We start from the raw sequence: 16,522 nt of genomic DNA on the forward strand, positions 1-16,522 counted from the left end.
GGCTGGGTGCAGCATTCGCTCGATCTGCTCGCGGAGGCCAAATCCGGCGATCCGGGCCCCGTGACGATGCGCCGCCTCACGAATGCCGAGTATGACTACACCATTCGTGACCTCACAGGCCGCGATTATTCACTCGCGAAGGAATTTCAAACCGACGGCGGCGGCGGCGAGGGCTTCACCAATACCGGCGACGTGCTTTTCATGAGCCCGGCTGCCATCGACAAGTATTTCGCCGCAGCGCGAAAGCTCTCCGAGCATGCCACCATCATGCCGGGCACGGGCATCGTGTTTCATCCGCAGCGCATCGGCCTGCGCGGACCGGAGCAGGTCAAAGCGCAGGCGCAGCAGGGCCTGTATGTTTGGTATCAGCAGAAGGCCGCGCCGCACTTGCCGAAGGACTTCGATCCGATGCGTGAAGGCGATTACATGCTCGCGTGTTGGAAGCACAAGAACCAAAACGTGCCGCTCGACCAGCTCGCGAAGGACATGAAGCTCAGCATTCACTTCCTGAGCAACTGGTGGAACCTCGTGAACTCCACCGAGCCGAAAAGCCGCTACCTCGACCTCGTGCGCGTGCCTTGGCGCGAGCTGCCCGCCGATGAAAAAACTGCGCATGAGCGCATCAAGGCCATCGAGGCCGACATGCTGAGCTGGAACAACCCGAAGAAGCCCGGCAGCGGCGTGCAGCGCCAGCAGCAGGACAGCGACGGCATTCGTCCCTATGTGATGCAAGGTCCTGTGAATGGCAAAACGCATGTCCACCTCTGCTTTGGCGACACTGGCGATGGCAACAAAGGCGACATCGCCCTCGTGACGCAAATCGACTACCACATCGGCAAGCAGAAGCTCAATTACCTGACCTGGCTCGACAAGGCGCTCGCCGAAAAACGCCAGCAAGCCGCTGCGAACCCGCCGCCGCCGAATCTCGACGCCATCAAGGCCCGCCTCGCCGAATTGGAAAAGACGCGGGCGCTTTACGGCAAGCATCCGCAGCCCGGTCGCAGCATCGAGGCAAACGTCCTCGCCTTCGCTGCGCCGCAGGTCGTCACGCTGCCTTTGCCGGAAGGCGCGAACTGGCTCCTGGCTCACGCACGCCTCGATATGCAAAATCCCGAGGTCGATGAGGCCACCATGCAGTGGACGATGACCACCGAGACGCCACGCGACGTGACGAAGATCATCCCCGGCGTGCTCACCATCTGGAAACGCAGCACGAAGAAGTCCGGCGAGACGATGAACGACTTCAACAAGATGAAAGCCGCCTTTCCGGACATGTTTGAGCGACGCCTCGAAGAAGTCGCCAACAATCTCTACCGCGGCGGCAAGCCCAACTACACCGTTTACTACTTCAGTGATGATCAGCTCGGCTCACTCCTCGGCGAAAAGGATAAAAGGTTCCTCGACTACTTGAAGAAGGACTGGGGCTACACCGCCACCGGCGGCAAGCTCAACCCCCAGCAGCAACAAGAATACAACAGCCTGATGGTCGGCCACCTGCACTACTTCGCCAGCCTCGCCTGGCGTCGCCCGCTCACGGGTGAAGACAACAGCAAGCTCGACAGCCTCTACTACGCTGGCCTCAAGAAGGACCTCGACCGCGAGTCCGCTGCTCGTGAAGTCCTCGTCTTCATCCTCGTCTCGCCAAACTTCCTCTTCAAAGCCGAGACGCTGCCGCCCATCGCCGATGCGAAGACCACCGAGGTGCCGCTCAATGCCCACGAGCTTGCCTCACGCCTCAGCTACTTCCTCTGGGCCTCTTTGCCCGACTGGCAGCTCCGCAAAGCCGCCGATGACGGAAGCCTCCTGAAGCCCGAAGTGCTCGCCGCACACACTCAGCGCATGCTTCGCGATACGAAGGCCTCCGCACTCGCCAAAGAGTTCGCCGGGCAGTGGCTGAAGTTCAACGGCTTCGACGAAAAGAGCACTGTCGATGAGAAAAAGTTCCCGCAGTTCACCCCCGAGCTGCGAAACGACATGCTGCGCGAAGCCGTCGAGTTTTTCACCCATCTCGTCCGCGATGACCGCAACGTTTCCGACATCATCGGCGGCGACTACACCTTCCTCAACGAACGCCTCGCCAAGCACTACGGCATCCCCGGCGTCACTGGCGGCGACTTCCGCGAGGTCAAGGCCGCGCAGCAAAACCGCGGCGGCCTCCTCGGCATGGGTGCCATCTTGACGAAGACCTCCCGCCCCCACCGCACCAGCCCTGTTGTGCGCGGCGACTATCTGTATCAAGTCGTGCTCGGCTTCAGCAGCCCGCCACCGCCGCCAAACGTCCCCGAACTCAAAGAAACCAGCAAACCCTCCTCCCTGCGCGAGGCCCTCATGCAGCACCGCACCGACTCCGCCTGCGCCGTGTGCCACGAGCGCATCGACCCGCTCGGCTTCGCCCTCGAGAGCTACGACCCCATCGGCCGCTTCCGCCCCACCGACGAAGCCGGCGGCAAAATCGACGACACCGGCGAAATGATGGACGGCACCAAATTCCAAGGCCTCGCCGGCCTGCGCGACTACCTCAAAAAGAACGAGCCGCAATTTCTCACCCAATTCACCCGCAAACTCCTCGGCTACGCCCTCGGCCGCCAGACCTTGCCCAGCGACAAAAAGCTCCTCCAGCAGATGCAGGCCTCGTTGAAGGCCCAAAACGGCCATTTCTCCGCCGCCGTGCTCGAGATCGTGAAGAGCCGGCAGTTTCTGAATCGACGCGCTGAAGCAACCGTCGCCACCAATCCGTAATTCTTGAGAACCTTTCCCCCAAACATGATGAAAACCTCTCGTCGTCACTTCCTCCGTGGCACCGGCGTGGCCCTCGGCCTGCCGTGGCTGGAGTCGTTCTGCGCTTTCGGAGCTGAATCCGTCAAAAACAACACCGCGCCGCGTCGTCTCGCCGTGTGCTTCACCGGCAATGGCGTTAACCCGAATCACTGGGGTGCCGAAACCACGCCCGGCGGCATGGTTTTCAAAAAATCGCTCAGCCCGCTCGAAGGACTCAAGAAGCACGTGAACGTCTTCACCGGCCTGTGGAATCCCACCACCGTGGAAGGAGAAGGCGGCCACTACCCGAAGATGAACGTGCTTTGCGGCCTCAAGGTGAAAAAGACCACCACCGATGTCGAGGTCGGCACCACGATGGATCAGCTCATCGCGGCGCAAACGGGCAAATTCACGCCCGTTCCGAGCGTCGTGCTCGGCACCGAGCGCCCCAGCTACAGCACGGACAGCGGCTTCACCTCCATCTACTCCGCCTACATCTCCTGGAGCACGCCCACCACGCCCGCGCCGAAGGAAATCTTCCCCCAGCAGGCCTTTGACCAGCTCTTCGACGACGGCAGCAAGCGCAAGCGCGACAAAAGCATCCTCGACCTCGTGCTCGAAGACGCCAGCAGTCTCAAACCGAAGCTCAGCAGCCGCGACAAGCAGAAGCTCGACGAATACCTCACCTCCGTGCGCGAGATTGAGCAGCGCGTCGAACTCGCCGAAAAGATCAGTCAGGCCGAGACCAACGGCCAAGGCTGGCAGCCCAGCGTGAAAACCGTCACGCTCGGCCGACCCGCCGCTGGCATTCCCGCGAGCAGCGAGGACCACCTGCGCCTCATGTTCGACATCATGCTCCTCGCGTTCCAGATGGACCGCACGCGCGTCGCCACCTTCATGATGAACAACGACCTCTCGAACATGCGCTTCCCCAGCCTCGACGGCATCAGCGGCGGCATCCACGAGCTGTCGCATCACGCGGGCGATGAGCATCGCCTCAGCATGTATCAGCGCGTGAACGAGCATCAGGTCAAACTCTGGGCCGAGTTCCTCGCCAAGATGCAGGCCACGAACGAAGGCGAGCGCACGCTGCTCGAAAACAGCATGATCCTGCTCACCAGCAGCCTCATGGACGGCAACGCGCACGATTCGCGGCAGCTCCCCGTCGTCCTCGCCGGCGGTGGCGGCGGCACCATCCAAGGCGGCCGCTTCCACGACCTCAGCAAAGACGAAAACCGCAAACTCTGCCGCCTCCACATCGCCCTCATGGACCGCATGGGCGTGAAAACCAGCCACTTCGGCGACGCAGAGAACGCGCTGGCGATTTGAGACGGGACGACGTCTGAGTCCCCGCGAAAACAACAGGCATGGGTGTGTGATTCAAGCGTTAGAAGCAGTCTCTTCAGCGGGGGATCCGCCTATTCTGTTTATAGTAAATTCATGAAGTGATCACTTGCTCAAGCGGGCGAGATCATCAGAATGATCACTAGCCATGAGTGCTTCCGTGCGTGCTGAAGAAGCTCTTTTCCGGGCCGTTTTCAAACGCCCCATGGCTCAGCGCAATTCATACTTGAAGAGAGCATGTGGTGATGATCATGCCCTGCGGCGTCGCATTGAGGAGCGGCTTGCCGCCCGCGAGCAAAGCATGGCCTGCCAGGAAACGAGCACTGATGGCACCGAGGAGACCGTCAGCCTGAACGAAGAGGAAAAACAGCACGATCGCATCGACCGCTACAAGCTGCTGAAGGAGATCGGCGCGGGAGGTTTTGGCCAGGTGTGGCAGGCTGAGCAGGCAGGACCGATTCCACGACGCGTGGCGCTCAAGGTCGTGAAATTGGGGATGGACACTCGTGAAGTCATCGCGCAATTCGAGGCTGAGCGCCAACTGCTAGCCTTGATGGATCATCCTCATATCGCCAAGGTCTATGACGCGGGTGAGACGGGTGATGGTCTGCCATACTTCGTCATGGAACTGGTGGGAGGGGTTCCCATCACCCGCTTTTGTGAGGAGAACAGGCTTTCGACCGCAGAACGCCTGCTCCTTTTCATGGACGTGTGCAAAGCGCTGCAGCACGCTCACCAAAAGGGGGTCATTCATCGCGACATCAAGCCTAGCAACATTCTGGTTGGCAAGGCAGACGGCAAACCGCTGCCCAAGGTGATCGATTTTGGGATCGCCAGGGCCACACGGCCGATTCCAAACGGTGTCAAAGCACGGACGCTTTGCGAGCAGACCATCGGCACGCCAGTTTACATGAGCCCTGAGCAGGCGGCTGGCAGCATGGATGTGGACACGCGTTGTGATGTTTATGCGCTGGGCGTGCTCTTGTTTGAGCTGCTGACGGGACAAACGCCGTTCGACCAGGAAAAGCTGTGCTGCGATTCTCCCGAGGAGATGCGGCGCGTGATTTGCGAGGGAACTCACCCGAAGCCCTCCGAGGTGATCAGCAGGATGCCCAAGGAAGCAGCAGCGGAGCTGGCGCTGCGCCAGCAAAGCACGCCGACGGCCTTGATCTCAGCCCTGCGGGAGGATCTGGACTGGGTCGTCATGAAGGCCATGCAAAAAGATCGCAATCTGCGGTATGAAACAGCGAACGGCCTGGCCATGGACGTGAGGCGGTATCTGATGAGCGACCCGCTGGAGGCTCATCCCCGCAATCGAATCTACCGCCTGAGAAAGCTCGTGAACCGCAACCGGCTGGTTTACACGACCGGCACGCTGGTGGCCGTGGCGCTGCTCGTTGGCATCAGTGTCAGCGCCACACAGGCGTTTCGCGTCACGCATGCGGAACATGAGCAGGTGCGTCTGCGCCATCTTGCCGAACAAAGCGAGCAAAGGGCGCTGGGTGAAAAAGAGGCCACCAGGCGGGCGCTTGCCAGGGCCCAAATCGCCCTGGCGGACGCCGCCTACCGTGATCAGGATGCGAGCGCGATGCAGGCGGCCCTGCACGCAGTGCCGGCGGATTCGCGTGATTCAAACTGGCACTACTTGATGGAAAAATCCGACACTTCGCTGGCCACCATCGAAGTGCCGGGCGGTGCCACCATCGAACGTGTGCTCCCGCATCCAACCCAGCCAGGAGTGTTCATCATCGTCTCGGCGGACCATTGGGTGTCGATCACCCAACTCGGCGCGGAAACAACCCTGCGGCACTTTCAGCTCGACTTTGAAGATCGTTCCGCCTCCGAAGTTTGCCTCGCGGTGACACCGGATGGCGAGCGCCTCGCTGCGGCGAAGCCGGGTGGCGAGGGGATTGTCATTCATGACCTGCGGGATGGCAGTGTCGTCAGCCGCTGGGAAAGTTCCGGCGCCGAAGCGCTCCTTTACAGTCCTGATGGCCGCCGCCTGCTGGAAATCTCTCGCAACGGCCCTGCCCGCATGAGACGGGCGCTCACGGGCGAGGTGCTTTGGACTGCGGAAGGAACGGAATCGATTCTGCGCGCCGCCTTTGACCGCACCGGAAGGCAGATCATCTGCAACAAGCCGACGGGCGGCCAGCGACTCCAGATCATCAACGCTTTCACGGGAGACGTGCTTCGCGAGCTGAGCCCTCCGCGCACACGTCTCACCACACTGGTCATCAGCCCCGATGGCAGACAGGTTCTGACGGGCGATCAGCGGGGCTTTGTGCGCTGCATCGACGTGAAGACCGGCGGCATTCGCTATGAGTTTCACGCCAATGACCGCGCGGTGTCCGCCCTCGCCTATGCGCTGGATGGCAAGCGTTTCATCACCCTCTCCAATCTCTCGGGCGGTCGCCAGTCTGTTCAGGTCTGGGATGCGGCCACCGGCATTTTTCTGCAGCCGCTGCTCAATGCCGGCAGCACCGGGAGGTCGTTGTGCGTGCATCCACTTTCGGGAGAGATTCTCGCCACGGGCAGTGCCGCCAAGGCCTGGCGTCTGAAAGGCCTGAGTGAGGAATTTCGCCTGCCGGCGCGTGAGTTTGCCAACACGAGCTTCTGGATCAGCGACGATCTGATCTTTGCCCATGGCGTGAGCTCCGGTATTCATCTCCTCGAACTGGATGCCGGGGAGGCGCAGACCCGCCCTGTCTGGCAGGCATCCGACAAGGGGGCGCGTCTCGTCACTACCAGTGCGAATGGTGAGGCGGCGGCGGTGGCTTCCACCAGCAAGAGCGCGTCCGACATCCAGTTGTTGCGCCATGAAATGAATCGTGTGGTGGAGGGGCGGCGGCTCACTGCGCCAGGCGGACTGGTTTTCATGCGCTTCAATCCTTCGGGTGAGCGGCTTCTCGTTCGTGCCGCCAGCGCATTTTATGTGGTTGAAACGACGAGCGGGCAGAGCATCACGGCCTCATGGGACAAAGCCTATTCCATCCGCGAGGCGGAGTGGGTGGGGGCTTCGCCACGCATCATCGCCCTCCTTGCCGCCAAATCGGCCCGCGGCCTGCCCGGCTCGGAGGACCGGCTTTGGTTATACGATGCCTGCTCCGGGGAGTGCCTGCGTTCTGTCGCCCATGGCAGTGTCATCAATGCCATGGCGGTCTCTGCTGATGGAACGTTGCTCGCCGAAGGTGGCGCGGACCGCATGGTGCGGCTGCGTGACACGCAAAGCTTGGAAGTGAAACAAGAACTGCGCGCCCATGACAGCCCCATCATGGCGCTCGCCTTTCATCCGTCGCGCCTCATTCTTGCGAGCGCCTCCGAGGATCTCACCATCAAGCTTTGGAACTTGGCGGACGGCAAGCTCATGGAAGAACTGGGCGGCCCCGTTTGCCCGCCCAGGCAGCTTGTCTTCAGCCCGAACGGCCGACGTCTCGCGTGCCTGTCCGACGATCGCTCCATGCGCGTTTGGAATCTGGAGACCATCATCGCTCCCAGGCAGTCGGAGTGACGAGGCGGAGACTGGAGACGGCGGGAAAATCATCCGACGGTCAATAAAGGGAGCCACCCGGCGCGTCGTTCGTCAATATGACCGCAGATGAGCCTCTGCCTCATTCATGCACGCTGATTTGCCTCTGCGGGTCGGGCTTCGCGATGCCTTGCTTCTGCCAGATGACGCTTTGGTGAGTGGTGAGGATTTTGACTGCAAGATTCTGGGTGCGCTCGCCAAAGTCACCATCGGTGCGGTTCCAGAGCACGATGGATTCAATCGGCATGTCCTGCCCCAGATCGACCTGCCACCAGGGGTTGGTCTTGCGGCCGTCGGTATGGGTGACGCTGGCGGTTTTGGGCATGTCGCCATCGGTGTTTCCGTCAATGGCCAGCGCCGCGTCGCCTCCGGCTGAGGTGCTGCTCTGGCTGGCCTTGCCTTTGACGGCGATGTTGGCTCCCTCGCTGAAGACCTGTACCTCGGCGAGATTGAGCGCCGATTTGCCCGGCAGCTCGATGCGGACATAGCGCCCCTTCACGCCTGCGAGATCCGGTTTGGCGGGGGAGGCCAGGACGATGCTGGCGGGGAGGGATGCAGATGACGTGGTGGATGCCTCCTCACGCTTCAACCAGGATTTCCAATCCCATTCACGCATCACCGGCCAGGCCAAAACACCGAGGAGGGCGATGGCGATGCCATTGAGCGTCAGGGCGATGAAAATGCGCCCGGCGGATGATTTTTTCGCGGGAGGAGGTGCTTGCGGTGGCACCGTCGCTTTCGCGGCCTCGGCGGCGGCTTTGGAGACGATTGGTTTCGGCTTCGGCGCATTGGGATGCGCGGCAGAAGTCAGCGGCGTGGTCTGCGCGCCAGCGGCCATCTGCGGCGCTTGCTGCGGCAGGTAAATGAAACCGCTGTGCAGGGTGGGCATGAGCATTTCGAGCGCCTGGGCCACGGAATGCGGGCGCTGACTCGGATTAGGCCGCAGCAGCCAGATGAGCCAGTCGCGCAACGGCGGATCAAGGTCCGGCCGCAGATGCGCCAGCACGGGTCCGGCGTCAAAGGCCTGCCATTGCTGGATGAGATCGACCGCGTCTTCTCCCTGCGCGGGAGCGGAGTTCGTAGCGAGGCAGAATAGGCTTGCGGCGGCGGTGAAGAGATCGCTCTGGCTCGTCGGCGTGTTGCTGGCGTGCAGTTCCGGGGCGCGAAACCACAACGTTTCCGTGGGATGAAAGCTGCGGGCCAGCGAGAGGCCCCAGTCCTGCACCTGCATGAACAAACCGCCGCCGGGATGATCGGCGATGATAAGATTGCTCGGTTTTGGGTCGCCGTGCGGCTGGCGCAGTTGCTCGCCGACGAGCAGCGCGTGCATGAGTTGAACAGCGAGCGCTCGCAGATCGGCGGGGGTAATCCGGCGCTCATTGGCGAAGGCACTGACGTTCATGCCGGGCATGAAGTCGTAGATCAGCGCAAACTCATCCTCCGTGGGCAGCATGGTGATAAGTCCGGCGATCTGCGGATGCCGTACCTGCATCAGCGCGGGCGCGAGGAGCTGCAAACGTTCGCGGTCCAGCGCGTACGGCGTTTCATCCTCATGCAGCAGTGCCTTAAGCAGCACCTTGCGGCCGGTGGCCGTCTCGACACCGCGATACATCTTGGCCGAGGGGCCTCCGGCCAGGAGTTTTTCAGGATGAAAAGGGTCGTTGGGCATTTTTGGCCGGTGATTTAAGAAAGCATGGCAAAAATCCCGGGTGTTGTGCAAGGGAAGATTGACGTGCTTGCGCAATGCGATGTCCGCCCCACAGTCGCGGCATGTTGAAACTTGGACTCATCGGTTGTGGAAAAATGGGCGGCGCGTTACTGCGCGGCGTGGAGCAGGCGCTTGGCAAAGGCAGCCTCAATGTCGCGCTCAGTGATGTGATGCCCGAGGCGGTGAACGGCCTGCGCAAGTGCCTCACCTGCAAATCCATCACTGGCACGCCCGCTGAAGTCGCGGCGGCGTCGGACGTGATCATTCTGGCCGTGAAGCCGGCTGACATGAAGTCTCTGTGCGAGACGCTGGCCGAGGTCAAAGGCTCGCGGCTTTACCTCAGCATCGCGGCGGGCATTTCTCTCGCGCATTTGGAGACGTGGCTGGGGGGCAAACAGCGCGTCATCCGCAGCATGCCAAACACGCCCGCGCTCGTCGGTGTCGGCGCGGCGGCGTTTGCGCGTGGCAACAAGGCGAACGCGAAGGACGCCGCGCTCGCCACAAAAATACTCGGCGCGGTCGGCACGGCAGATGAGGTTTCCGAAAAACTGCTCGATGCCGTCACCGGCCTCTCCGGAAGCGGCCCGGCCTACATTTACACCGTGATCGAGGCGCTGGCCGATGGCGGCGTGCTCATGGGCCTGCCACGAGCCGCTGCTGTGCGTCTCGCCGCGCAAACCGTCGCCGGAGCCGCCGAAATGGTGCTCCTCAGCGGCAAGCATCCCGCCGCGTTGCGCGATGAAGTCACCAGCCCCGGTGGCACGACGATCGCGGGCCTTGAAAAGCTGGAGCAGCACGGTTTGCGCAATGCTTTGATCCAGGCTGTGCGTGCCGCCACGGAGAAGAGCAAGGTGCTCGGGGCGTGAGTTCCTCCTTTGGATGGAATCCGGAGTTGTGCCGCCGGGTTGTCGAAGACGCCGCTTTTTGGGAAAAGCCATCCACTCAGCCTCTCCTCTTTACAGTGCATCAATGATAAGCGTCCTCTTGGTCTTCAAGGGCTGACTCGCACCTTTATTCCCGAGTTTGGATTGATGTAATAACCCGGATTCCCGCCCACGCCGGGCACATAAACCGGCTGCTGCGAGGTGGGGGTGCCGTAATACGGCTGGTTAGGCATGTAACCCGGTACTGAAGCCCCCGGATACACTGGCACGCCACCGATGGTCTGATAGCTCTGCACGCCACCTGAGGATTGGATCACCGTGCTGCTGCTGCGGGAGCCAAACAGGCCGGACTCGTTGCGCTGATACATGAACTGGTCCGCCGATGGCATCGCCATGGGGCCTGAGCCGGGCGCGTAGCCGCCGCGTGGCACCGGAGTACTCCTGGCTGCGGACCGATTGCTCACGACCTCGCGCGGCGAGGCGGACTGCTGCGTCGAAGGGTAGTAATAACTCGAAGCGTCCTGCGCGGGCGGTGTTTCGCAGGCAACCAGCGACAGCGCGACCGCAGCGGAGAGACAAAACCTTGTTTTCATGCCGACAGCGTATCACGCGCGTCAATCCGGCGGTGGAAAACTTTGCCAGCGTGGCCAAGCACGCCACTGTGCGCAGCATGCAGCCCGTCGTCGTCCAGCATCCTCTGGCGCAGTGTCATCTTGCGGCCATTCGTGCGGTGGCCACGCCCTCGCATCAGTTTCGTCGGCACTTGAACCTGCTCGCGCGCATGCTCTTTCTTGAGGCCACGCGTGAACTGCCCCTGCAAGAGATCACGTTGCAGACCCCTCTCACACAGACCACCGGCTCAAGGCTGGCGCGGCCCATGGTCTTCGTGCCCATCCTACGCGCCGGACTGGGATTGCTGGATGGCATCCTGCCACTCGTGCCAGATGCCAGCGTCGCGCATGTGGGCATCAAACGGAATGAGGAGACCCCCTGCCACAGTCCTACTATGCCAATCTGCCTGCGAACCTCGCCAGTGCGGACGTGTTCCTGCTTGATCCCATGCTCGCCACCGGCGGCAGCGCCTGCGAGGGCCTGCGCCAGCTCAAGGAGGCGGGAGCCCTGCGCATCACGATGATCTGCGTGGTGAGCTGCCCGGAGGGACTAGCGGCCTTGGAACACGCGCATCCCGACGTGCCCGTTTTCACCGCCTCCATCGACGATGGTCTGAACGAAAAATGCTACATCGTCCCCGGCCTCGGCGATGCTGGTGACCGCTACTTTGGCACCTGAGCATTTCTGCCGCTTCGTCGCGCACGATTTCGCCCTGAACCTGCGTTTTGTTTTCCCCATGCCCATCACCCTGCCACCCCTGACACGCCGCGACTGGATCAAGCGCGGCACGGCCGCCGCTTTTGGAACCTTCGCCTCGCAAACTCCGGCGCTGGAGATTCCCGAGCAGGTCTGGGTGCTGTTTTCAGACACCCACATTGCCGCAGATGAAACGCTCAACGCGCGTGGCGTGTGCATGGCGGAAAACCTGCGCCGCTGCGCCAACCAGGTGCTCAAAATCGGCCAGAAGCCCTTCGGTCTCATCGTGAACGGCGACTGCGCCTACCTCGAAGGCGTCAGCGAGGACTACGTCACGTTTTTGCGCTGCATGCAGCCGCTGCGGGAGCAGTCCATCCAGGTGCATTGTACCCTCGGCAACCACGACCACCGCACCAACTTCCTCAACGCCGTCATCGGACCGCCGCCGCCCAACGCCGAGCGGATCATGAATGTGCCAGACAAGCACGTCGCCACCGTCACCAGTGCCCAGGTGAACTGGATCCTGCTCGACTCGCTCGACCTCGTGAACAAAACCCCCGGCATGCTCGGCCAGCCCCAGCTCACCTGGATCGAGCGCGAGCTGCGCAACTCGCCGGACAAGCCCACCTTCATCGTCGCCCATCACAACCCGATGCAGGCCAGCATGGACGAAAAGAAAAAGGGCTCCTGCCTGCAGGACAGCGACGCCTTGTTCGACCTCCTGGCCGCCTATCCGAAGGTGCAGGGCTTCATTTACGGACACACGCACACCTGGCTGAAGTCCAAACACGAGAAGACCGGCCTCCCGCTCATCAACCTGCCCCCCATCGCTTACACCTTCAATCCGCAGTCCCCCAGCGGCTGGGTCATCGTCCGCATCGACGCCGACCGCGCCGAGTTCGAGCTCCGCGCCCTCAACCCCGCCCACGATCAGCACGGCCAGAAACACGTCATCAAGTTCGTGTAAGCAAGAGGGCTGTTCAGTCCAGTTCTTGACGACGGAGTGTGCGTCCATTGCGGAGTATTCGCCTTGGATTGTCAGAACAGCCCATCATCGTAACACTGTGGTGTGCCCTGCGTAGTTCGTGTCTGAACCCACTGACACGAACATGAAAATGCATCCCTTGTGCTCCGGCAATCACAGCAACCTCTTCACGACCACCCAGGGCCGTCGTGATTTCCTTCAGGTGGGCGCCATGGCGGGCCTGGGCATCACGCTGCCGCAGTTGCTGAAGCTCCAGGCGGCGGATCTGGCCATGCCGGCGGTGGAGAGCTACAAGCCGGTCGCCACCTCGATCATCCACATCTACCTGCCCGGTGGGATGGCCCAGCATGAGTCGTGGGATCCGAAGCCCTTTGCCTCCCCGGACTACCGCGGGCCGTTCAGCCCGATCAAAGGCGTGACCGGAGAATATGTGGGCGAGAAGTTCGCCAACATCGCCAAGATCCTCGACAAGATCAGCATCATCCGCTCCGTGACGCACGGTGAGGCCGCCCATGAGCGTGGCACGCACAACATGTTCACTGGCTACCGCCCCAGCCCGGCGATCAAGTTTCCCAGCTTCGGTTCCATCATCTCGCACGAGCAGGGATCACGGAACAACCTGCCGCCCTACGTCGCGATTCCAGGTGTCATCGCCCCGGATCAAGGCAGCGGCTACATGAGCAGTGCTTTCGGCCCCTTCGCGCTCGGCAGCGATCCTGCCGACCCTGGCTTCACCGTGCGCGATCTCTCCTCGCCCAAGGACATTGATCAGAAGCGCTTTGACCGCCGCCGCAGCCTGCTAGGCGCGGTGGACGAGCATTTCCGCACCCACGAAAAGTCAGACGGCCTCAGTGCCATGGACAACTTCTACAACGCCGCCTACAAGCTCATCAGCTCCCAGCAGGCCCGTGAAGCCTTCAATCTGGCCGCCGAGCCCGCCAAACTACGCGATGAATACGGTCGCAACGCCGCCGGTCAGCGCTTCCTGCTAGCCCGCCGTCTCGTCGAGGCCGGCACCCGCATGGTTTCGGTCAATTTCGGCAGTTGGGACCACCACTCGAACATCAAAGGCGCGTTTGAAGGTCAGGCTGTGCAGTTTGACATGGCCTTCGCCCGTCTCATTCGCGATCTCGACGAGCGCGGCATGCTCGACACCACGCTCGTGCTCGTGAGCTCTGAATTCGGCCGCACGCCGAAGATCAACTCCACCAACGGTCGCGACCACTACCCGCGCGTCTTCTCGGTGGCGATGGCCGGCGGCGGTGTGAAGAAAGGCTTCGTTTACGGCAAGTCCGACGCCCTCGGTGGTGAGCCGGATGAGAATCCCGTCGGCCCTGAAGACCTCGCCCGCACCATGTACCGCCTGCTTGGCATCAACGCCTCCAAGCGCATCGTCGTCGAAAACGTTCGCCCGGTGGACATCGTCAACGGCGGCAGGCTGATCAACGAGCTGATCGCATGATCATTCACGGCGCACGGCGAGGTTCCCCTCACCTAACCTCTCCCCGCAACCGATGGCAGACCAAGCGCATGCACTGCGCGGGGAGAGGGACTTGCAGGCACGTCTTCTGGCCTGACAGTGCCTATGCCGCCACGTTTTAGTCCCTCTCCCCGCTGTGGAAGATCCCATGATCTGCAGCGGCGGCGCGGGGAGAGGTTAGGTGAGGGGTGCTTATGCAACATCCCTGTGACCCGGCAGAGACCGCGCTAATTTCCCGGATGAACCGTTTTTCTGACGATCCAAACGACCACCAGACCCAAAGTGAGGCCCACGCCTGCCAGCGCCAGCCATTCGAGCGTCGTCACATCTCCGAGAGCTTGCTGTTCCCGCGCATAGGTCACCATTCCCATCAAATGCTCGTGCTGGCGCGGGCTTGCGGCTTTCCACAAGGCGAGATCGGCATCCGTAAACTTTACGGGGTCGAAGTGTGTGCGCTGGAGGCTCTCCGGCAAAGCCCGGTTTGCCTCAGTCAGCACTAGCAGCGCGTCGCTGCCGACGGCCACGTCGTTCTCATAGCGATGAATCAGCACCAGCACCTTCTGCCCCGCACGAAGATGCCGATAGAGCCCCCAGTCCGGCTCAAGCTGCTGGTAGGTGTCGTGAATGTGATTCGCGACCAGTTTCGCCGTCGTGGCTCCTTGGAGTTCCGGGCTTGAGCCGATGATCTCGTCCACTCGGATGAGGCAGGACTCCTTCGGCAGTACCTGGGAGGGTGACTGCTCCACATGCGAGTCCACTTTCACCACCTCGCCCACCAAGGCGGCCTCGCTGGAGGTGACATGTCCCTCATACCAGGTGGAGCAGGGAATGATGACCTCCTTGGAGAGCGCTGTCATGGAGAAGGCAAACACAGCCAGGCACAGAATCGTCCAGCCTATGCCATCAGCCCTGCAAAGCTTTGCCTGATCATTCATGAGTCAGTCTATGCCCTCGGGTGAAACCGCCGATGCACGTCCTTCAGCCGTGCCTGGTCGACGTGCGTGTAAATCTGCGTCGTCGAGATGTCCGCGTGGCCGAGCATCTCCTGGATCACGCGCAGATCCGCGCCGTTGTTCAGCAGGTGCGTGGCAAAGCTGTGCCGCAGCAGGTGTGGGTGAATGCGCGCCGGATCGAGCCCGCACAGCGCGGCGCGTTCCTTCACGATCTGCTGGATGCGTGCCGTTGTCAGCCGCGTCCCGTTGCGCGTGATGAACACATGGCTCTGCGTTTTTGGCCCCACCAACTCCGGGCGGCCATGCTCCAGCCAGGCGGCGATGGATTCACGCGCCGCTCCGCCCACTGGGGACAGTCGCGTTTTTGATCCCTTGCCCGTCACGCGAATCCAGCCCTCCTCCAGGCTCAGATTTTCCAGCCGTGCGTCCGCCAGCTCGGACAAACGAATGCCGCTGGCATAAAACAGCTCCAGGATCGCCCGGTCGCGCCGGTCCAGCGGCGCGGTGCCGTTCACAGACTCGACGAGTTTTTGCGCATCCTGCTCATTCAGCGCGTCGGGCAGGTGTTTTTCCTGCCGGGGCGGCAGGATTGGGTCTGCCGGATCGGATGGGATGTGTTTCCGGGCCGTGAGCCAGCGGAAGAAGATTTTCACTGCGATCAGTTCAATCCGCGCCGAGGACGCAGCGATGCCGTCCTTCTTCCGCTGCGCCAAAAATCCGGCGATGTGCTCCGTGGTCACCGCGGCAGGCTTTTCGGACTGATGCTTTTCTTTGAACCACGACGCAAAAGCCTCCAGAAACCGGCGCACGAGCACCTGGTAGTTCACGGACAGGCCGCGCTCGGTCGCCAGATGAAGAATGAAGCCGTCGATGAGTTCCAGCACGCCGCCAGCATGGCACGGCATCGGATGATGACAAAAAGTCATTGCCGTCCGGCATCGGGGGCGGCAAAGATGCCGGATTATGGCCTCCTACAACAAAGTCATGCTCATGGGCAACCTCACCCGCGACCCGGAAGTGCGCTACACGCCCAAGGGCAGCGCCGTCTGCGACATCGGTCTCGCCGTGAACCGCGTTTACAGCTCTGAGAGCGGTGAAAAAGTGGAGGAAGTGACCTTTGTCGATGTGGTGCTCTGGGGCAAGACCGCCGAGCTGGCTGGCAAATACCTCCACAAAGGACGCCCCGTCTTCATTGAAGGCCGTCTTCAAATGGACTCCTGGGAGGACAAGGCCACCGGCCAGAAGCGCACCCGTCTGAAAGTGGTGGGAGAGCAGATGCAGTTCCTCGGCAGTCCGCAGGGCGGTGACCGTCCCGCCGGTGGCGGTGGTGGCGATGAAGAAGGCGGGGGCTACTCCGGTGGCGGTGGAGGAGGTGGCGGCGGTTACAACCGCCCTGCAGCCCGGCCCGCCCAGCGCCCCGCTCCGGCGCAGCAGCGCCCCGCCCAGCGTCCCGCCCCGGCCCAGCAGAATGACGACTTCGGCGACGGTCCGATCACGGACGGCATGGAAGACGATGACATTCCGTTTTGAGAAGTGAGGCCGGGCGTTTGCCCGGCTTGACTGGAAGAGAAACA

The 16,522-nt window shown here is 62.0% G+C and carries 13 protein-coding genes; 9 read left to right on the forward strand and 4 right to left on the reverse strand.

Features of this window, described 5'->3' with window-relative positions; genetic code table 11:
* The 3 genes from ACILSI_RS16705 to ACILSI_RS16715 form a co-directional block, all read left to right on the forward strand.
* A partial coding sequence (locus tag ACILSI_RS16705) for a DUF1592 domain-containing protein (RefSeq protein WP_395723038.1) occupies nt 1-2,739 on the forward strand: 2,739 nt, incomplete at its 5' end.
* 24 nt (nt 2,740-2,763) lie between these two features.
* A complete protein-coding gene (locus ACILSI_RS16710) occupies nt 2,764-4,086 on the forward strand; it encodes a DUF1552 domain-containing protein (RefSeq protein WP_395723039.1) in 1,323 nt (440 codons plus the stop codon).
* 316 nt (nt 4,087-4,402) lie between these two features.
* Entirely contained in the window at nt 4,403-7,612 is a 3,210-nt protein-coding gene (locus tag ACILSI_RS16715; protein ID WP_395723040.1) for a protein kinase domain-containing protein, read from the forward strand.
* 100 nt (nt 7,613-7,712) lie between these two features.
* Here the strand turns inward: ACILSI_RS16715 and ACILSI_RS16720 are convergent, their stop codons facing one another.
* On the reverse strand, nt 7,713-9,299 hold the full coding sequence (locus ACILSI_RS16720) for a protein kinase domain-containing protein (protein WP_395723041.1): 1,587 nt from the start codon (nt 9,297-9,299) through the stop codon (nt 7,713-7,715).
* A 101-nt stretch (nt 9,300-9,400) separates the two neighbouring features.
* Here ACILSI_RS16720 and proC point away from each other — a divergent pair, with 101 nt between their 5' ends.
* Nucleotides 9,401-10,204 (forward strand): pyrroline-5-carboxylate reductase, encoded by an 804-nt coding sequence (proC, locus tag ACILSI_RS16725; protein WP_395723042.1) that lies wholly within the window; start codon nt 9,401-9,403, stop codon nt 10,202-10,204.
* A 125-nt stretch (nt 10,205-10,329) separates the two neighbouring features.
* On the opposite strand, the gene ACILSI_RS16730 is transcribed toward proC, so the two are convergent.
* Nucleotides 10,330-10,815, reverse strand: coding sequence for a hypothetical protein (locus tag ACILSI_RS16730; RefSeq protein WP_395723043.1), 486 nt, complete (start codon nt 10,813-10,815; stop codon nt 10,330-10,332).
* A 77-nt stretch (nt 10,816-10,892) separates the two neighbouring features.
* On the opposite strand from ACILSI_RS16730, the gene ACILSI_RS16735 reads away from it, so the two are divergent.
* From ACILSI_RS16735 to ACILSI_RS16750, 4 genes are all read left to right on the forward strand, one after another.
* A complete protein-coding gene (locus ACILSI_RS16735; protein ID WP_395723078.1) occupies nt 10,893-11,357 on the forward strand; it encodes a uracil phosphoribosyltransferase in 465 nt (154 codons plus the stop codon).
* Complete coding sequence (gene upp / locus ACILSI_RS16740; RefSeq protein ID WP_395723044.1) at nt 11,264-11,512, forward strand: uracil phosphoribosyltransferase; 249 nt, start codon at nt 11,264-11,266, stop codon at nt 11,510-11,512. The genes ACILSI_RS16735 and upp overlap by 94 nt, the downstream gene beginning before the upstream one ends.
* A gap of 58 nt (nt 11,513-11,570) precedes the next feature.
* A complete protein-coding gene (locus ACILSI_RS16745; RefSeq protein ID WP_395723045.1) occupies nt 11,571-12,497 on the forward strand; it encodes a metallophosphoesterase family protein in 927 nt (308 codons plus the stop codon).
* 142 nt (nt 12,498-12,639) lie between these two features.
* Nucleotides 12,640-13,977 (forward strand): DUF1501 domain-containing protein, encoded by a 1,338-nt coding sequence (locus ACILSI_RS16750; RefSeq protein WP_395723046.1) that lies wholly within the window; start codon nt 12,640-12,642, stop codon nt 13,975-13,977.
* 245 nt (nt 13,978-14,222) lie between these two features.
* On the opposite strand, the gene ACILSI_RS16755 is transcribed toward ACILSI_RS16750, so the two are convergent.
* Both ACILSI_RS16755 and ACILSI_RS16760 read right to left on the reverse strand, forming a co-directional pair.
* A complete protein-coding gene (locus ACILSI_RS16755) occupies nt 14,223-14,852 on the reverse strand; it encodes a hypothetical protein (RefSeq protein WP_395723047.1) in 630 nt (209 codons plus the stop codon).
* A gap of 86 nt (nt 14,853-14,938) precedes the next feature.
* Nucleotides 14,939-15,853, reverse strand: coding sequence for a tyrosine recombinase (locus ACILSI_RS16760; protein ID WP_395723048.1), 915 nt, complete (start codon nt 15,851-15,853; stop codon nt 14,939-14,941).
* Between the two features lie 58 nt (nt 15,854-15,911).
* Between ACILSI_RS16760 and ACILSI_RS16765 the strand changes: the two genes are divergently transcribed.
* Nucleotides 15,912-16,478, forward strand: a complete 567-nt coding sequence (locus tag ACILSI_RS16765) for a single-stranded DNA-binding protein (RefSeq protein ID WP_395723049.1) — start codon at nt 15,912-15,914, stop codon at nt 16,476-16,478.
* The last annotated feature ends 44 nt before the right edge of the window (nt 16,479-16,522 follow it).

It is taken from the genome of Prosthecobacter sp. (assembly GCF_044232965.1).
In the GTDB taxonomy this organism is placed as follows: Bacteria; Verrucomicrobiota; Verrucomicrobiia; order Verrucomicrobiales; family Verrucomicrobiaceae; genus Prosthecobacter.

Bases quoted from the DNA above. Each gene is read 5' to 3' on its own strand.
- ACILSI_RS16710 (WP_395723039.1), top strand. From the start codon at position 2,764: ATGATGAAAACCTCTCGTCGTCACTTCCTCCGTGGCACCGGCGTGGCC.
- ACILSI_RS16715 (WP_395723040.1), top strand. From the start codon at position 4,403: ATGGCCTGCCAGGAAACGAGCACTGATGGCACCGAGGAGACCGTCAGC.
- ACILSI_RS16720 (WP_395723041.1), bottom strand. From the start codon at position 9,299: ATGCCCAACGACCCTTTTCATCCTGAAAAACTCCTGGCCGGAGGCCCC.
- proC (WP_395723042.1), top strand. From the start codon at position 9,401: ATGTTGAAACTTGGACTCATCGGTTGTGGAAAAATGGGCGGCGCGTTA.
- ACILSI_RS16730 (WP_395723043.1), bottom strand. From the start codon at position 10,815: ATGAAAACAAGGTTTTGTCTCTCCGCTGCGGTCGCGCTGTCGCTGGTT.
- ACILSI_RS16735 (WP_395723078.1), top strand. From the start codon at position 10,893: ATGCAGCCCGTCGTCGTCCAGCATCCTCTGGCGCAGTGTCATCTTGCG.
- ACILSI_RS16745 (WP_395723045.1), top strand. From the start codon at position 11,571: ATGCCCATCACCCTGCCACCCCTGACACGCCGCGACTGGATCAAGCGC.
- ACILSI_RS16750 (WP_395723046.1), top strand. From the start codon at position 12,640: ATGAAAATGCATCCCTTGTGCTCCGGCAATCACAGCAACCTCTTCACG.
- ACILSI_RS16755 (WP_395723047.1), bottom strand. From the start codon at position 14,852: ATGACAGCGCTCTCCAAGGAGGTCATCATTCCCTGCTCCACCTGGTAT.
- ACILSI_RS16760 (WP_395723048.1), bottom strand. From the start codon at position 15,853: ATGCCGTGCCATGCTGGCGGCGTGCTGGAACTCATCGACGGCTTCATT.
- ACILSI_RS16765 (WP_395723049.1), top strand. From the start codon at position 15,912: ATGGCCTCCTACAACAAAGTCATGCTCATGGGCAACCTCACCCGCGAC.